This is a genomic window from Labrys sp. F242 (assembly GCF_057813875.1).
Window position 1 is genome coordinate 128733 of record NZ_JBVASG010000007.1, and the last position, 17894, is coordinate 146626.

At 59.9% G+C, this 17894-nt stretch carries 14 protein-coding genes and 1 pseudogene; 6 read left to right on the forward strand and 9 right to left on the reverse strand.

What is annotated here, in order from left to right:
* Positions 1-17 precede the first annotated feature (17 nt).
* Positions 18-1508, forward strand: coding sequence for a sugar ABC transporter ATP-binding protein (locus ACZYTC_RS30750; protein ID WP_434960302.1), 1491 nt, complete (start codon positions 18-20; stop codon positions 1506-1508).
* An 11-nt stretch (positions 1509-1519) separates the two neighbouring features.
* A complete protein-coding gene (locus ACZYTC_RS30755; protein ID WP_434960303.1) occupies positions 1520-2500 on the forward strand; it encodes an ABC transporter permease in 981 nt (326 codons plus the stop codon).
* Positions 2501-3240: 740 nt separating this feature from the next.
* Here the strand turns inward: ACZYTC_RS30755 and ACZYTC_RS30760 are convergent.
* On the reverse strand, positions 3241-4728 hold the full coding sequence (locus tag ACZYTC_RS30760; RefSeq protein ID WP_488991351.1) for an NRAMP family divalent metal transporter: 1488 nt from the start codon (positions 4726-4728) through the stop codon (positions 3241-3243).
* On the reverse strand, positions 4700-4993 hold the full coding sequence (locus ACZYTC_RS30765; RefSeq protein ID WP_434960305.1) for a hypothetical protein: 294 nt from the start codon (positions 4991-4993) through the stop codon (positions 4700-4702). Before ACZYTC_RS30765 ends, ACZYTC_RS30760 begins: the two co-directional genes overlap by 29 nt.
* 280 nt (positions 4994-5273) lie before the next feature.
* Here ACZYTC_RS30765 and ACZYTC_RS30770 point away from each other — a divergent pair, with 280 nt between their 5' ends.
* Positions 5274-6104 (forward strand): universal stress protein, encoded by an 831-nt coding sequence (locus ACZYTC_RS30770; protein ID WP_488991352.1) that lies wholly within the window; start codon positions 5274-5276, stop codon positions 6102-6104.
* 98 nt (positions 6105-6202) lie between these two features.
* Here the strand turns inward: ACZYTC_RS30770 and ACZYTC_RS30775 are convergent, their stop codons facing one another.
* The 4 genes from ACZYTC_RS30775 to ACZYTC_RS30790 form a co-directional block, all read right to left on the reverse strand.
* A complete protein-coding gene (locus ACZYTC_RS30775; protein WP_441773509.1) occupies positions 6203-6937 on the reverse strand; it encodes a CBS domain-containing protein in 735 nt (244 codons plus the stop codon).
* Positions 6938-7069: 132 nt separating this feature from the next.
* On the reverse strand, positions 7070-9442 hold the full coding sequence (locus ACZYTC_RS30780; RefSeq protein ID WP_488991353.1) for a phosphoketolase family protein: 2373 nt from the start codon (positions 9440-9442) through the stop codon (positions 7070-7072).
* A gap of 58 nt (positions 9443-9500) precedes the next feature.
* Positions 9501-10205 (reverse strand): cyclic nucleotide-binding domain-containing protein, encoded by a 705-nt coding sequence (locus ACZYTC_RS30785; protein WP_434960309.1) that lies wholly within the window; start codon positions 10203-10205, stop codon positions 9501-9503.
* A gap of 90 nt (positions 10206-10295) precedes the next feature.
* Positions 10296-10706 (reverse strand): response regulator, encoded by a 411-nt coding sequence (locus ACZYTC_RS30790; RefSeq protein WP_434960310.1) that lies wholly within the window; start codon positions 10704-10706, stop codon positions 10296-10298.
* A gap of 207 nt (positions 10707-10913) precedes the next feature.
* Here ACZYTC_RS30790 and ACZYTC_RS30795 point away from each other — a divergent pair, with 207 nt between their 5' ends.
* Positions 10914-11564, forward strand: a complete 651-nt coding sequence (locus ACZYTC_RS30795) for a BON domain-containing protein (RefSeq protein WP_434960311.1) — start codon at positions 10914-10916, stop codon at positions 11562-11564.
* Positions 11565-11613: 49 nt separating this feature from the next.
* On the opposite strand, the gene fixJ is transcribed toward ACZYTC_RS30795, so the two are convergent.
* The 3 genes and pseudogenes from fixJ to ACZYTC_RS30810 all read right to left on the reverse strand — a co-directional run bounded on the left by fixJ (position 11614) and on the right by ACZYTC_RS30810 (position 14508).
* Positions 11614-12231, reverse strand: coding sequence for a response regulator FixJ (gene fixJ, locus ACZYTC_RS30800; RefSeq protein WP_434960312.1), 618 nt, complete (start codon positions 12229-12231; stop codon positions 11614-11616).
* Complete coding sequence (fixL, locus tag ACZYTC_RS30805; protein ID WP_488991401.1) at positions 12221-13762, reverse strand: sensor protein FixL; 1542 nt, start codon at positions 13760-13762, stop codon at positions 12221-12223. Before fixL ends, fixJ begins: the two co-directional genes overlap by 11 nt.
* Positions 13763-13861: 99 nt before the next feature.
* Positions 13862-14508: pseudogene (locus tag ACZYTC_RS30810) on the reverse strand (BON domain-containing protein).
* A 459-nt stretch (positions 14509-14967) separates the two neighbouring features.
* Here ACZYTC_RS30810 and ACZYTC_RS30815 point away from each other — a divergent pair.
* Positions 14968-16581 (forward strand): bifunctional aminoglycoside phosphotransferase/ATP-binding protein, encoded by a 1614-nt coding sequence (locus tag ACZYTC_RS30815; protein WP_488991354.1) that lies wholly within the window; start codon positions 14968-14970, stop codon positions 16579-16581.
* Positions 16582-16614: 33 nt separating this feature from the next.
* Entirely contained in the window at positions 16615-17874 is a 1260-nt protein-coding gene (locus ACZYTC_RS30820; protein ID WP_488991355.1) for an MgtC/SapB family protein, read from the forward strand.
* Positions 17875-17894: the final 20 nt, after the last annotated feature.

Genomic DNA, 17894 nt, shown 5'->3' on the forward strand with positions numbered 1-17894 from the left:
TCATGAGTCTTCGCGGCATGACCAAGCGTTTCCCGGGCGTGGTCGCGCTCGACAATGTCGACGCGGACCTGCGCGAGCACGAGGTGCTCGGGCTGATCGGGCAGAACGGCTCGGGCAAATCCTCGCTGATGAAGATCATCGGCGGGCTTTACCGCCCGGACGCCGGCGAAATGACCCTGCGGTCCCGGCCGGTGCGCTTTTCCTCGCCGCTCGAAGCCGCCCGAGCCGGTATCGGGCTGGTGCATCAGGAACAATCCCTGATCGGCAATCTCAGCGTGGCCGAGAACATCTTCCTCGGCAAGCCGACAGATTTCTGCCGTGGCGGCTTCTATCGCTGGTCGCGCATGAACGAGGCGGCCCGCCGCCAGCTCGACAAGGTGGAGCTCGACGTGCCGCCCGACATGCCGGTGGACGAACTCACCTTCGCCGAGCGGCAGATGGTGGAACTCGCCAAGGTCCTGGCGCTGGAGGAACTGGTGGACGGCCATCTCGTCGTTTTGTTCGACGAGCCGACCTCGGTGCTGACGCCAGGCGAGATCGAGGCTCTGTTCCGCCAGGTTCGCCGCATCCGCTCGCGCGCCAGCGTGGTGTTCATCTCGCATCGCATGGACGAGGTGCTCTCCATCTCCGATCGCGTCTATGTCATGAGCGATGGCCGCAATGTCGCCGAACGGGCCGGCGGCAACACGGATCCGGACGAGCTCTACGAATTGATGGTGGGGCGCCAGCGCGCCGGCTCGATCGCGCCTCGCCAAACCGCGCCGGCGGTGGGGCAAGCCCGGCGTCTCGATATCAGCGGCCTGTCGGTGCCGGGGCAGATCGAGGGCATCGATCTCGCCGTCGCGCCCGGGGAGATCATGGGCCTGATCGGCGTGCAGGGCTCGGGCGCCGAGAGCATCTGCCGTGCCTTGTTTGGCCTGCAACAGAAAATTACCGGCACCATCGCCTTCGAGGACCGTCTGGTGAGCATCGACAGCCCCGGTGACGCGGTGAGGCTCGGCATCGGCTATGTGCCGGCCGAGCGCAAGACCGAGGGCATGCTGCGCGGCATGAGCATCCTCGAAAACATGACCGTCACCTTCGGCACGGATTACGGCCCCGGCCTCGGTTTGCTCTCGGGCCGGCGCGAACGCGCAAAAGCGCAGGAATGGGCCGGGCGGCTGAAGATCAAGGCAGCATCCCTCGACCAGCGCATCGAGCTCCTCTCCGGTGGCAACCAGCAAAAGGCCGTGCTGAGCAAATGGCTGCTCGGGCGCTCCTTGAAACTGCTGGTTCTGGACCATCCCACCCGTGGGCTGGATCCGGGCGCGCGAGCCGATCTGTTCAACGCCATCTGCGCGCTTGCGGAAGAGGGCCTGTCGATCCTGTTCGTCGGCGACACGCTCGACGAGATGCTGCTGCTCTCCGACACTATCGTGGTGATGAAGGATGGCCGGATCAGCCAGCGCTTCGGCGGCGTGCAGCAGCAGCGCCCGGCCGAAGAGAGCATCGTGAAGGCGATGGTGTGAGGGAGGAAGACATGGCCATCAACGATCAATCGAGCCCGGCTCCATCGCCACTTCTCGCCGCCATGCCGCTGCTGCGAAGGCTCGGCCCCTGCCTTGCCCTTGCAGTGATGTTTTTTGTCGTCGTGTCGATCTCGCCCGGCCTGTTGCGCTGGCGGGCCCTAAATGCGCTGGCCTTCGACGCGGCACCCCTGCTGATCCTGGTGATCGGAGCGACCCTGCCGATCCTGCTCGGCACCATCGACCTGTCATCGGCGGCCATGGCAACGCTGGCCGCCGTGGTGGCGGCGATGCTGGCGCCGACGCTCGGCTCGGGCTGCGTTCCCGTGGTGCTGGCGGGTGCTGCCGTGATCGGCGCCGTGCAGGGGTTTCTGATCGGCTGGCTCCAGATCCCGTCCTTCGTGATGACGCTCGGTTCGCTTGGCCTGTTTTCCGGGCTGGCGCTTTATCTGAGCGGCGCGACCACCATCGGCATCGGGCCCGGCCTGGCGGCATTCGATTGGCTGGCGGGGCGCACGGGCGGCGTGCCAAACGCCTTCCTGACCGTGGTCGGCGTCTGGCTGATACTGACGCTGGTACTGCGCAGGACACGCGGCGGCCGGGACGTCTATGCCTTCGGCGCCAACCAGCTCGCCGCCTATATGTCCGGCGTACACTGCGGCCGCACGCGGGCCTTTGCTTTCGCCGTCTCCAGCCTGTGCGCGGCGCTGGGCGGGCTGATGCTGCTGTCGCAGACGCTCTACAGCGCCCCCACCATCGCCAGCAATCTCCTGCTGCCCTCGCTCGTCGGCGTGGTGGTGGGCGGCACGGCGATATCGGGGGGCATCGGCGGGTTGACGGGCAGCCTGGTCGGCGGGCTGACTGCGGTTCTGATCCGCGTCGGCGCCACCATTGCCGGCCTTCCCAGTGCCATGCAGGACGTCGCCTTCGGCGTGATCATCCTGATCGCGGTGGCGGTGACCACCGATCGCGGCAAGATCGGTATTGTCAAATAATCATTGTCGAAGGGGATGAGACCTCGCGCTCACAGAGCGCAGCAATGCTGGAGGATCGAGCCGACCTGCCGCTAAGACGGACTTCGGTGAAGATCGGCTTGACGAAGGACGGGCAGCTGAAGCGAGCAGGACTCATCGAGAAGCCGTTCGTTGCGTTGCTCAGCGAGCACCTGGCAGGGCGAAGACCGCCGGTCCCGCATCCAAACATGGCATCTTGAAAACGATGATGTACAGCTGAAAGCCCTCTGTGGCGGGATGATCGAGTGCAGCAAGAACATGTTAGCGCATTCCGTTCTTGTCAATGTAGAGAATAGTATAATGCTCATCAAAATATAAAATGGAATGTAAGGCGATTTTGGTGTCGTTGTTTACTGGATTTTTACGATTCGATGATAGTTATATCTAGGCTTATGATTCAAAACAGCCGCTTGTGGCGGATATCGATATCGGATTGTGAGCCCCCGCAACCAAATCAAATGTCAAAAACCCTGATCGATGTAATTACTCGATAGGGGTTTTGTTTTTGGTCGTTAATGCCATAGCATTGAGCCTGACGCTGAGGTTCCCGATACCTTTATACGATATCAGTGTATCTTATATATACAGGTTCAATTCGAATGCGGCGCTTCTCCGCCATTTCTCTCGAAAGCCATGATGTCGTGTTTGAATTGCTCTGTTGGGAAAAATGGAGCTCTGCACAACTCAGCTTTGTGACCGGGACGTCTGTCAAGCAATCTCGATCAATCCGGAATGAACATCGCAATGGCTGCCATGCCCATAATGGCTGTCGCCACCCACCCAAGGATGACGATGGATCTGGGTGCGGTGAATGCTCCCATCGTCGATTTTCTCGATGCCAGCAAGAGGACCACGACCATCAGGGGCACGGCCACGATGCCGTTGATGACGGCACTCCAGAAAAGGGCCTTCATAGGACTGATCGGCGAGTATTGGATGATCATTCCGGCGAGAACGCTGACGGCGATCACACTATAAAAGCCGCGGGCGTTCGTCACCTTGAGTTCGAGCCCTTCCTTCCAACCCATGGCCTCGGCGAGTGCATAGGCGCCGGAGCCCGCCAGGACGGGGACACCAATCAGCCCCACTCCCAGGATACCAAGTGCAAATAAGAGGAAGGCGAAATCGCCGGCGAGTGGCCTCAGGGCGCCCGCCGCTTGTGCAGCAGTGCTGATGTCGGTAACGCCGGCTGCATTGAGCGTCACAGCCGTCGCCAGGATAATGAAATAGGCGGTGATATTGGAATAGAACATGCCACTCCAGGTGTCCCAGCGAATTCGGCGCAGTTCCCTTGCGGCCTCGGGCTGGTCGTTGAGGAGAGGGGCGGCTCCGCGCCCGCGCTGCATGTCCTCGACCTCTTCGGAGGCCTGCCAGAAGAAAAGGTACGGGCTGATCGTGGTGCCGAACACCCCGGTCACGACCGCGGCCGCATCGGCGTTGAGCGTGAATTTTGGCCAGATTGTTCGCAATCCAACCTCTCGCCAGGGAACATGCACCGTGAACAGAACGGCGGCATAGGCGAGAAGAGACAGGGTCAACCATTTGAGAAAAACGACATAGCGATGATATGGAATGAAAACCTGCAGAATCAGGGTTCCGAGTACGAAAGTCACCGTCATCAGATGGCGGTTGAAGCCGATGACAAGCTCGGCAACTTCACCCATGGCCGCGACGTCGGCTGCAATATTCAGAATGTTGGCGAGCAGAAGGAGCAGCACCACGCCCCGGAGCACAAAGGGCGGGAAAGCCAGCTTGATGTTAGCGGCCAGCCCCTTTCCGGTTACGCGGCCGATCCGGGCGCATATGGACTGGATCGCGGCCATCAACGGGAAAGTGAGAGGCATCGTCCAGAGCATGTTCAAGCCGAACTGGGCGCCAGCCTGGGAATAGGTCGCGATTCCGCTGGGATCGTCGTCGGCGACACCGGTGATAAGGCCAGGCCCCACCCGAGCAAGCGGATGTTCCTTCAGCCGCGCCCACAGGGTGCGAAGAGCTTTCGCATGGGGTGTCCCACCGACATCTTCGGACGGTGACATGGCTGCTTCCTCTCCAGATAGCGCGAAGTCGGAACCGAACGTCCGGATAAGAACGAATTGGAGCCGCCGGGTGACTTCAGATGGACCCGACACCGGCAGGCAGATGAAAAGGTCCCAGTTGTTCGCAATCGTGCGAAGGGTGTTGTCAGACCTGCTCGCCAGAAGGATGAGCATTCTTCTTGTGCTTGGATCCGGCGTGCCTGGGTTCTATCCCCAAATCGATCAGTCGCCGCTCCACCGCCAAGGAACAGATTGCCCTAAGGCTAGCCGGATCGGTCAGTTCAGGATCGCGTAAGGATTGGAGTGCTGCGCGAATGACACGTTTGTTGTCCGATCTTGGGACTTTGTTGGCGACATAGGCGTAGAGTGGCGCGCTATGCAAGCCCTTTGCGGCTCCCGTGATCAAGGCTTCGTAGATTCTCTTCTTCGTTTCGCCCATGAGTTTACCCTCCGCAGTTGGTAGCCACGCCGGTCGAGCAATGTCGATCGTCCAGTGGAAAAATGAGGAGGATCAAATATCGACGCCCGGAACATGTATCGCATTGATCCGCATCAACATCAGATGATGGCAGGTCAGGCTGTGCCGGATACTCGTTGGGAGCCTGTCCTCATTGTCTCACTCTCTTATGCCGCCTGGCGCTTTATCTTTGATCATCGTCAAAGCCGGGAGCCGCGCATGGACTACTTTGAGCGCATGCTGATTGGGGGAGCAACGCTCAATGACCTACGCCGCAGTCATGGTTTACGTCGATACGGGTGGCTACAATGCGGTTCGCGTTGGTCTTGCGTGTGATATCGCGGAACTTTTCAACGCTCGATTGATCGGGGTTTCGGTGAGCGCTCCGCAGGTGCAAGTGACGCTTTCAACGAAAGAGTCGGTTTGCCTGGATCCCATCAATATCCATTTGGAGCGAGCCGAGGCCGACCTACGCTGTGCCAAGCAGTTGTTTTATCGTGGTGCGCAAACTCGCGAATGCCATATCGAGTGGCGCGGCTCAATCGACAACCCGAACGATTTCGTGGCCAGCGAAGCGAGGGCTGCCGATATCATTCTCGTCGGCCGGATGGGGAACGACGTTTCTTCCTATCACGCTATCGATCCTGCCAACCTGATCTTTCGCGCAGGTCGTCCGGTGTTGGTGGTACCGACATCGGTCAAAATCAGTCCTCTGGGCTCGCGTGCCGTGATTGCCTGGAAGGATTGTCGTGAGGCTCGGCGCGCTGTACTCGACGCACTGCCCTTGCTGCGCAAATCGAGCAAGGTCAACGTCATCGACATTGCCGGGGACGAACAACAGCAGACCGCCCGACAACAAATAAACGACGTGGTGAGTTTTTTGGCCCATCACGGCGTCAAATCAGAATCTGTCCTCTTGGGGGATGACGGGCGCTCGATGGCACGGCAAATCAACGATTTTGCCAAGGCGAACCAGACCGGCCTCATCGTCATGGGAGCTCGGGTCCACGCCCGCCTGCATGATTGGACGATTGGCGGGGAGACACATGACATGCTCAGGAAGTGCTCCACCTCCCTGTTGCTGAGCAATTGAGGTTTTCTTCCGGAAAACTTAGCGGACAGCGATCGAGCGAGTCTCGATCGCTGTTTTCCGCCAGTTGATGTGACGGCTCCTTCTGAGCGTAAATGGGATCAGGTCGGCTTGGTCCCGTCCGAAGTTTCGGATGAAGTCAGTACAATTCCGGTCATTGGTTCGATCCAGAGGAGATTGTCGCGCACCGATTGCACGCCGGGCGTATTTTCGGCGATGATCCGAACGGCATTGCGCTGGTTTTCATCCGTGATCGCACCGCTCAGCTCCACGACCCCGTTATGGACCTCCATCCTGATGGAACCAGCCGGTGCCCATGGCTGCGCCTCCAGTTCGGCCTGAATAGCCGCAAGGATGGCCTTGTCGCCGACCGGTTGTTCTTCATAGGGCTGGCGCAGGAACTCGGCCAATACGCGCACAAGATCGGCGCGGGACAACAAGCCGATGACCCGGCCATCCTCGACGACCGGCAGGCGCTTGATGCCGTGCTGCTCCATGAGGAGCACGGCTTCCTCGATGCGTTCATTCTGATCGACGACAACGACGTCGCGAGTCATGATGTCATCGACCCGGCGCCCATGGGTCTGTGCGTAAGCCTGTGCCAGATGCCCGGCCTTGAACAAGGCGCTGAACCAGCTCGCCCGGGGCTTTTCCGTGCCCAGTTCGGGCCGGCGGAGCAGATCCCCTTCGCTAAGAATGCCGGCTAGCCGGCCGTCTTCGGCGATGACAGGCAGGCCGCTTATATGTGCCCGGACCATGGCGTCGATCGCCTGCGACAGGGTGGCTTGGGGCGTCACGCTGACAACGTTTCGTGTCATTACATCCGCGACCCGCATGATGGCCTCCTTCTTGATCGGCGGCCAGCCGGGACACCGGGTGTGACCGCATGGTGACTAGTATTATCGGTGAAAGACACAGCCGCATTGATCTCACTCAAGCACTGGCCGCCGGGATGGATCAGGCAAATGTCAATTTGTGCCATGCGGCCAGACCCAGTTCTTGATCTCGGGCATGTCGTCGCCATGGCGGCGTACATAGTCCTCGTGCTCGATCAGCTTGTTGCGCAGGGCCTGCTTTATGTGAGCGGCGCCCGGTAGAAGGCCTGGAATACGATCGATCGCCGCGATGGCGAGATGGAAGCGGTCAAGCCTGTTCAATACCGTCATGTCGAAGGGCGTGGTGGTCGTCCCCTCTTCCTGAAAGCCATGAACATGGAAGTTGTGGTGATTGGTTCGCCGATAGGTCAGGCGGTGGATGAGATAGGGATAGCCGTGATAGGCGAAGATCACCGGTTTGTCGGTGGTGAAAAGGCCGTCGAAATCGCGAGCGTCGAGCCCGTGCGGATGCTGGCCGGGATCCTGCAAGGCCATGAGATCGACGACATTGACGACACGGATCTTCAGCGAAGGGCAATGCTGACGCAGGAGATCGACTGCGGCGAGTGTTTCCAGCGTCGGCACATCGCCGGCGCACGCCATCACGACGTCAGGTTCGTCACCCTGATCATTGCAGGCGAAATCCCACATGCCAATGCCGGCGCGGCAATGGCGAATGGCCGTTTCCATGTCGAGCCATTGAGGACTTGGCTGTTTGCCCGCGACGATGACGTTGATGCGGTCATAGGTGCGCAGGCAATGGTCCGCGACATAGAGGAGCGTGTTGGCATCGGGTGGCAAATAGACCCTGACGATGTCGGCCTTCTTGTTGGCGACCAAGTCGATGAAGCCAGGATCCTGATGGCTGAAGCCATTGTGATCTTGCCGCCAGACATGGGAGCTGAGCAGATAATTGAACGAGGCGATCGGTTGGCGCCAGGCGAGCTCGCGCGACACCTTCAACCATTTGGCATGCTGGTTGAACATGGAATCGACGATGTGGATGAAGGCCTCGTAGCAATTGAACAGCCCGTGGCGGCCTGTCAGCAGATAGCCTTCGAGCCATCCCTGGCACAGATGCTCGCTGAGCACCTCCATCACCCGTCCATCGGGGGACAGATGGACGTCTTCGGGAATGCGGGCTTCCATCCAGGTCCGGTCGGTCACGTCGAAGACGGCATCCAGCCGGTTGGAGGCAGTCTCGTCAGGCCCCATGATGCGAAAGTTGCGCGCCGCTGCGTTCAGCCGCATGATCTCGCGCAGATAATGCCCGAGAATTCGTGTTGCTTCGGCATTCACCTTGCCGGGTGCTTTCACCTCCACGGCGAAGCCGCGTGCATCGGCGCATTGGAGGTGGCTTCTCGCGCTGCCATTGGTATGGGGGCTGGCCCCCATGCGCCGTGATCCTGAAGGAGCAAGGGCACGCAGCTCCGGCATGAGGCGGCCCTGTGCATCGAAGAGCTGGTCGGGGTGGTAGCTCTTCATCCAGGACTCGAGCAGAGCGAGATGACCGGGCTTTTCTGCAAGAGAGCTGAGCGGCACCTGGTGCGAGCGCCAGAAGCCTTCGGTCTTCAGGCCATCGACTTCCTTGGGGCCGGTCCAACCCTTGGGACTGCGCAGCACGATCATCGGCCAGCGCGGGAGCCCGCTGCTGCCATTGGTCCGCGCCGCTTGCTGGATCGTGCGAATGCGGACGAGGGCCTGATCGAGGGTACTGGCCATCGCCTGGTGCATCAAGGCGGGCTCGGAGCCTTCGACGAAGAAAACCTCATGGCCGAGGCCCTCGAAAAGCTTGCGGATTTCATCATCGCCGAGACGCCCTAGAATGGTAGGGCCGGCGATCTTGTAGCCATTGAGATGGAGGATCGGCAGTACCGCACCGTCATGAGCGGGATTGATGAATTTGTTGGAGTGCCAGGAGGCAGCGAGGGGGCCGGTTTCGGCTTCACCATCCCCCACCACGCAGGCGACGATCAGATCGGGATTGTCGAACGCCGCGCCATAGGCGTGGACGAGCGCATAACCCAATTCTCCGCCTTCGTGGATCGAGCCGGGGGTATCAGGCGATGCGTGACTGGGGATGCCGCCTGGAAAGGAGAATTGGCGGAACAGACGCCGCAGCCCGTTCTCGTCCTCGGTGATCTCCGGATAGATTTCGCTGTAGGTGCCTTCAAGATAGGTGTTGGCCACCATGGCAGGCCCACCATGGCCCGGGCCGCATATGAAGATGACATCGAGATCGTCGCGTTTGATGACGCGATTGAGATGCGCATAGAGGAAGTTCAGCCCCGGCGTGGTACCCCAATGGCCGAGCAGACGTGGCTTGACATGATCGAGCGTAAGGGCGTCGCGCAGGAGCGGATTGTCCAACAAATAGATCTGTCCGACCGAGAGGTAGTTGGCGGCACGCCAATAGCGGTCGATGAGTGCAAGTTCCTCCCGCGTGAGGGCTGTGGCTGTGGTCATGACAAGGCCTTTGGGTTCCGGAAAAGCAAAACGGGAGCGTCGTCGGGCAGGCTTCCAATTAAACGGACATGCCGCTGAGAAGTTGCCGATTGCGCAAAACGATCTGGCGAGCGCTCGACAGACCAAGCACTCCCTTGGCGTGGAGCAAGGAGATCACGCGTGAAACGGTTTCGAGCGTCAGACCGAGATAGTCGCCGATGTCGCGCCGGCACATCGGCAGCTCGAGCATGCCGGCCACCGCAAGTCGGCGATCCATTTCGAGCAGAAAGGTGACGACGCGCTCGAGTGCTGTCTTGCGTCCCAGCAGGATCATGTGGTCTTCGGCATGCCTGAGATCGCGCGAGGTCAAAGTGCGCAAAGCGTTGGCGACACCGATATCGCTGAGCGCAGCCGCTTCCAAGCTTCTGCGGCGGACAAGACGCACCGTGGTGTCGACGACGGCGTCGGCGGTCATGCGATGGGTCGAGTCCAATTCCAAACCGAAAATATCGCCGGGCAAATGGAAGGCGCCTATCTGTCTGCGGCCATCGTCCAGGAGTTTGCAGGTGCGAACGGCGCCACTGACGACTTCGTAGACATAGTTCGCTGGTTCGTCGTCACCATAGATCTCCTCTCCCTTGTCATAGGTGTGAATAGTTCCAAGCAATGCCGGATGGAGATTGAAAAGGGAGGAGCCGAAATGAGCGCTACCAACCGTTCGCGATGAAGACAGAGACGGTAGATCGGCATTCGAAGGGGCGAGCAATTCGTTGCGCGAGAACATCGTGGCCATCTCCTGGATGCGGTGGATGACCAAGTCGTAGGCTTGAATGAAGCGTTCGAAAATTTCGGTCGAATCCCTAGGGAGAACCCCCTAAGGACTTTTGCGGATATCGCTGCGGAAGCTTGTGTCGGCAATGGCGGCTCGGACATTCACGACCAGGCTTTCCGCAATATGCGGCTTGATGACGACACGCTGGATGCCGATACGGCGTGCCTTGTGCTCGATCGTCTCGTCGGGATAGCCGGTGATCAGGATGACGGGGCCGCGCTGTCCGCGTTCTCGTAGATGGAGTGCGAGCTGGAGGCCGTCCATCTCGGCCATCTTGTAATCGATAACGAAGCAATCGGGTGAACATGAGGTCAATTGCGAAAGGCAATCGGCGCCACTCATATATGTCCTCACCTTGAAACCCTCCGCTTCCAGCAGAAAGCGGAGCGACCCAAGGACATCGCGATCATCGTCGATAACAGCAATGACGGAGAGGGGGGGCGAAGTTGACATCGTTGTTTCCGGCACCGGATTGACTGAAGCGGGTCGGCGCAGTCAGTGAGCATATCCCGTGTTCCCCGGCGCGAATTGATACAGCTCAAGGTGCCCGGCCCGGCACGACTTGATCGGTGTCAAGGCATGCCGCGCCCTTCAATGGGAGTTTCGTCCTGTCTCTGGGGTGGTGGTCGCCCGAGATGACGATGAAAGACGGAGAGAGCAATGTCGAACGATAGCAAGCTGCAGCAAGCCGTTCTCGACGAGCTGGCCTGGGAGCCGAGCGTGGCGGCCGGTCATGTTGGTGCGACGGCCGAGGATGGTGTCGTGACGCTTACGGGCCATGTCGCGAGTTTTGCCGAGAAAGGCAGCGCGGAAATGGCGGCTCGTCGGGTCAAAGGGGTCAAGGCCGTGATCGAGCACATCGAGATCAAGCTTCCTGGCGATGTTCGCATCAGTGACGATAAGATCGCAGCCTCGGCGGCCTTTCGCCTGAATGAAGACGTCTATGTTCCTTCCGCCAGCGTTCAGGCCGTGGTCGAGGATGGCTGGATTACTCTCAACGGTGAAGTGAAATGGAACTACCAGAAAGAAGCGGCGGAACAATGCGTTTGGCGACTGCCTGGCGTGCTGGGCGTTACCAATTTTATTACCATCAAGCCGCAGGTAAACGTGTCCAATATCAGTGACGACATTACTCATGCCTTGGACAGGTCATGGTTCTTCGATCCTCAAACCATCCAGGTGAGCGCCGAAGGTGGGCAGGTCAAATTGACGGGCACGGTCAAGTCGCAGCATGAGCGGCAGATCGCGGCGGCAACCGCCTGGCGGGCGCCTGGCGTGACAGACGTCTCCAACGATCTGGTCGTGGCGTGATCGATCGCAAGACGCGATCGTGCTATGCCGGCAACGCCGCCAAAAGGCGTCAATCGTTCAGGGCACCGCTCCGGATCGCCAGCTTGACCAGCTCGGAGATGCTGCCGGCCTGCATCTTCGTCATGACATTGGCACGATAGACTTCGACGGTGCGCGGGCTGATGTCGTAGTCCTTGGCGATCATCTTGTTCGACAGGCCGGCAACCAAGCCGTTCATGACCTGGCGTTCGCGCGGGCTGAGGGAGGCGAGACGAGCGGCCAGTTCGCGCGTGTCGGTGGCGACTTTCGTCGCCCTGGTGCTTTGTTCGAATGCTGTATGCAGGACATTGACAAGGCGTTCGTCCTCGAACGGCTTTTCCAGGAAGTCCATTGCGCCCAGCTTCATGGCTTCCACGGCAAGGGGCACATCGCCATGGCCGGTCATGACGACGACCGGCAAATGAACGGCCGCGGAGTTCAAACGCCTGAGCAATTCGATGCCATCGATCTCGGGCATGCGAATGTCCGTGATCACGCAGCCGAAACCGAGCTGGGGCAAGGCGCCGAGAAAACGCCCGGCGGTTTCAAAAACGGTAACGGAAAAGCCGGAGGCCGACAGGAGGAAGGCGAGCGAGTCCCGCACGGCCGCGTCGTCGTCGATGATAAAGACCCTGGCATTATTCGGCATCAGAAGAAGTCTCGGGCAAATTCTTGAAGTCGGCGGAGATACCGGATGGCAACGAAAAATGGAATGTGGCGCCGCCCGCTTCGTTCGTCTCGGCCCAAAGCTGTCCGCCATGGGCTTCGATGATCGTGCGACTGATGGAAAGGCCGACGCCCATGCCAGTCTGCTTGGTGGTGAAAAAGGGCTGAAACAGGCTCGATCTGATGTCGCCGGCGATACCGTGGCCGGTGTCCTCGACGCGGATGAGTACCATGTCGTCGCTGAGCGGGGTATTGGAAACCGTCAGCTCTTGCCGCACGGATCCTTGCATTGCCTCAAGCGCATTGCGGAAAAGGTTGACCAGAACCTGTTGGATTTGAACGCGGTCGGCCAGAACGAGGTCGCAGGAGGGATCGAGATCGAAACGCAGAAAGACCCCTTGTTCGCGAGCGCCGACGAGGCCGAGCGCGCCCGCCTCCTCGACGAGCTTGGCGACGCTTTCGATCCTCTTTTCAGTTTCGCTTCGGGTGACGAAACTGCGCAAACGCCGAATGATCTGTCCCGCGCGCAGGGCTTGCTCGGCCGCCTGATCAAGGGCGATTTCGACCTTGTCGAGCTCAGTGAGGCCTGAGGCGCTCAACAAGCGTCGCGAACCCTTCAGATAATTGCTGATTGCGGTCAAGGGCTGATTGAGTTCGTGGGCAAGGGCGGATGCCATTTCGCCCATGGCGCTCAGCCGGGACATATGGACAAGTTCTGACTGTAATTCGGAAAGTCGGGCTTGCGTCTGTTGATGTTCTGTCAGGTCTCGCACGAAGCCGGTGAAGTAGCGACGCCCCCCCGATTGCATCTCGCCCACCGACAGATGCATCGGAAAGGTCGTGCCGTCCTCACGCTTGCCGGTGACGATGCGTCCGATGCCGATGATGTGGCGATACCCTGTGGTTTGATAGCGATGAAGGTAGCCATCATGGCGCGTACGGTCCGGTTCCGGCATCAAGCTATTGACATTCCGACCGATGGCAATGGATCTGGAATAGCCAAAAAGCCTCTCGGCTGCCCGGCTGAAATACTGCATGGTCCCGGCCTCGTCGATGACGATCATGGCGTCAGGAACGGTTTCCAGGATGGAGCGAAGGTGCTCTTCGCGTGTGCGCAGGGCTTCCTCGAGGCGCTTTTCCTCGTCGATATCGATCACGATGCCGCCCAGATGCAGGGGCCTGCCGTCGTCATCCTTCAGGACGCCTCCCCGCAGACGCAGCCAATGACTTGTTTTGCCAGGCGCCGTTATGCGGCAGGCGATGTCAAAGGCGGCACCCGACCCGATCGAGGCGTCCAAGGCCGTTGTCGTCGCTTCTCGGTCCGTGGGGTCCAGCAGTGAGAGGAACGTGTGAAAATCGAAGGGCTGATCGATGCCATGGCCGAAGAGGACACGCGTCGTGGCCGACACGGTCAATGTCTGAGAGGCGATATCAAAGGTCCAGGTGCCGATACCCGTGCATTCGAGGCCGGTTCGGAGCACCCGGTCCTGAATAGACGTATGCTGCTGTGGCATGACCACGCCCGGCCTCCTCAAAGGACATTCCCTATAGAGGAAAGCGGACGTGATCTATCAAGAAGAATCGTTCAAAACAGGGCGGTACGCCTCCCTGTTTCAGGCGACGTGCAGATTGTCTTCGACACTACATACACCGGCGGCGGACCAGGCAGCTCGCTCGGCCACCTGCCGCTCGTGCCAGGCCTTGATCTTGCCGTCGAGTATGACCTTGTCGCCGACCACATTCACCTTGATCCCGTCGGCCTCGAACTCGGCATCCCGTTTCAGCGCGGCCAGGATCTTGGCCTTGACGTCCGGGACCTGCACGCGGGCCTTGACCTCAATGCCGTTGGTGACGCCGATGACACCGGTGAGTTTGCGAACGGCCCGGTAGGCGGCCTCGCGCTGAAACTGCCAGTCGACGGTACCTGCGAGGGTGACCCAGCCTTTTTCGGCCTTCACCTTGACGACGCCTTCGGGGACCATGGCGTCCCACGAGATGACCGAAATGGCTCGCGACGCGATCTGGTCGTCGGCCGTCTTCTTGTTGTCGGGGTAGCGAACCTCGATTTCCTCGGCAATCGCACGAACGCCTTTGATGCGACGCACCAGCATTTCGGCAGCGATCTTTTCGGCGTAACTGCCGACATGACCACTCAGCGTGACGACGCCGTTTTCGGCTGCGACACCGATACGAGCGGCTCAATGCTTGGATCGAAGTCGAGGGCGTCAATGATCGATTGACGCATGGCCTTGTCATTCATATTCGGCCTCCATTGATCCTGGCCACATTGCCAGCCACCTCAGTCCATCACACTCCAGGAATGGAGAAGTTGATTTCGATCAAGATGACTGATCTGAGGCGCAAATTCTTAAGTGGTTGTACGTTGTATTTATATTTTAAAACTATATTCTGAATTTAATTTCGTATTTATTCTTTATATAGAAATGAAAATAAATAATAATTCGGATTTATTGAATATAGATCGGTTATTCAGATTGGACGTGGCGTTGTCTCGTGTCTCTTCCGCATCGGCACTTGGCCCTCACTCTTGCTGCCAGAAAGCCTGGGCATCGTCAGGATGGTAGAACGGCCATTCGTGCCTTTGTGCTGCGTGTTCACGCGCCAAATTCAACAATGTTGCGTTGGATCAATACCTGCGCGGCCCAATCCCCTCCAATGGTGCCAGGTGCCTGCCCGGCAAAGCCGATGAGGATGAACCATGGTTGCTTCCACAACGTTGAAAATGCCTCTTCCTGGCCCCTCCCATGTCGTTGCCAGCCAGGAGGATGTGATCGAGTTTCTGCTTTCGCCGGCCAGCCATGGCAGGATCGAACGCGTGCAGCGCATCGATACCCATGGTGCGGTCGTCTTCCTGGCTGGAGATCGCGTCTACAAGCTTAAGCGGGCCGTGCGCTTTCCATTCATGGACTTGTCGACGGTGGAGTATCGGAAGCGCGCATGTGAGCAGGAAGTCGAGATCAATCGCGCCTATGCGCCGCAAATCTACCTCGACGCCATACCTGTCACGCGGTCCCATGACGGTCTGCAACTGAGGGGGGAAGGGGAGGTCGTCGACTGGGTCGTGGAGATGAAGCGTTTCGACGAGACGAAGACGCTCGATCGGCTCGCCGATCGCAACGCCATCGGCGAGAGCCTTCTGGTCGATATCGTTGCGGCAATCCTGGTATCGCATGAGAAAGCACCGATCCGGGATGGGCTGCAGGCTACTTTGAGCCTGGAGCGATATATCGGGCAAAACGAGGAGGCGTTTGGCGAAAACCCAGCCTTGTTTCCGGTCCAGGAGGTCGAAGCCTTGTCCGAGGCGGCCCGCCGTGCGTATCGCGATTGTTTCGATCTCTTGATCGAGCGTGGCGAGGCTGGTTTCGTCAGGCGCTGTCACGGGGATCTGCATTTGCGCAACATTGCCGTGATCGACGAGCAGCCCACCTTGTTCGATGCCATCGAATTCGACGAGGCGATCGCAACCTGCGACGTATTGTACGATCTGGCTTTTCTGTTGATGGACCTTTGGGACCGTGGCCTGTGCCATCATGCCAATGTAGTGCTCAATCGATACTTGTGGGGTGCAGCCGAGGGCCATCTGGTCGGCCTCGCCGCATTACCCCTTTTCCTATCCATTAGGGCGGCCTTGCGAGCCAAGATCGCGGCGGCGACTGCCCTGGTCCAGGCGCCCGAAGAGGCTGAATCCAGTCGGGCGGAGGCTCGGCGGTATTTCGAACTTGCTCATCGTTTCCTGGTGAAGCTGCCGCCGCGGCTGGCGGCCGTCGGCGGGCTTTCGGGGACGGGCAAGACCACCTTGGCCATGGCGCTGGCACCAGCTCTGGGTAGAGCACCCGGTGCCATCGTCCTGCGCAGCGATATCGAGCGCAAGCGCATCGCCGGCATCGCCGAAACGCAATCGCTGCCGTCCTCCGGTTATGGGCCGTCTGCGGCTGGCACAGTCTATGACTCGCTTAGCCGCAAGGCCGATCTTGTCTTGGCCGCGGGGTACAGCGTCATTTTGGACGCCGTCTATGCCCGTGCGCCACAGCGGCATGTCGCGGAGGGAATTGCGCTGCGTGCCGGCGTCAGCTTCACTGGCTTTTGGCTCGAAGCCCCGCTGCCAGTCATGGAGCATCGCGTGTCTGCCCGCAGGAACGATGCCTCCGATGCCGACGTCCAGGTCGTACGAAAGCAGGCCGGCTATGATCTCGGGCGCGTTTCATGGCATCGTCTCAACGCAGCCTTATCGCGCAAGGACATCGAAGATGAAGCCCTTTCATGTCTGGCGCTCAGATGCGCGGACGGTAAGCCGTCTTACCACGATCGATGAGCGTGGCGCCTCGCACGGCGTGGCGGAATTGGCATGAACCAGACCGAGATTCTTGCCCGCCTTGCGGTCGCGCTCGGCATCGGCCTGCTCGTCGGCCTGGAAAGGGGCTGGCGGACACGCGAGGAGGAAGACCACCAGAGAGCCGCCGGGCTTCGCACATTTGCGCTTACAGGGCTTACCGGGGGTGTCGCCGGCGCCCTGTCTCTTCCCGCCGGGCCGCTGATTCTCGGCTTTGTATTCTTAGGATTTGCCGGGGCATTCACGACATTCCATTGGCTTGAGGCAAAGGCAGAAGGCAACTTCTCGGCCACCTCACTGGTGGCGGGCCTGCTCACCTTCATCCTCGGTACCTATGCGGTCGTGGGTGAGGTGCAGATCGCTGCCGCCGCCGGCGTGGCGACGACCATTCTGCTGGCCTTGCGGGAGCAACTGCATGGGTGGGTGCGGGGGCTGTCCTGGCCGGAGATCCAGGCCGTACTCGTGCTTCTTGCCATGTCCTGCGTGCTGCTCCCCATCCTTCCCGATCGCCCTGTGGACCCATGGCAGGCACTCAATCCATGGCAGCTTTGGCTATTTGTGATCCTCATCGCGGGGATTTCTTTCGGCGGATATGTCGCCATCCGCCTGTTTGGCGACAGGCTCGGCGTCATATTGGCATCCCTTGCAGGGGGCCTGTCATCCTCCACGGCGACCACGGTGGCGCTCGCCCGCATGGCTGGAACCCACCCGCAATCCTCGCCGATTCTGGTTGCGGGTATGCTGTCGGCCGGCGCCATCATGGCGTTTCGTGTCGGTTTTGTCGCTTCCCTGCTCAATCCCGCCCTGCTCACAAGCCTTGCCCCTCCCGTTCTGGCTGCCGCGGCGGTCCAGGCGATCGGTGCCTGTGCCTTGGCGATCAGGAGGGTTGACCATGAGGCGCCGAAACTCGAGCTTTCCAATCCGCTCGAGATTGGCTCGGCGCTCAAGCTGGCGGCCTTCATGGCTGTCGTCCTGGTGGCCGGTAAGCTGTTGCAGCAGGCCTATGGCGGGGCGGGGTTGATGGTGCTCGCCGCTATATCTGGGATAGCGGATGTCGATGCGATCACTATTTCGATTGCTCGGATGAGCCCTGCGGACATGGCACCCAACTCTGCGGCCCTGACCATCGGCTTGGCTGTTGGCGTGAACGGGGCGGCGAAGGTGGCCCTGGCTGCCTATGCCGGTGGGTGGCGCTGCGCTCTACCTTTTGGATTGATCAGTCTTCTTGCTATGGCGGCGGGCGGAGCCGCAATTTACCTGATGGGCATGCGATAGTGCTGCGTCCCTCCGGCCTG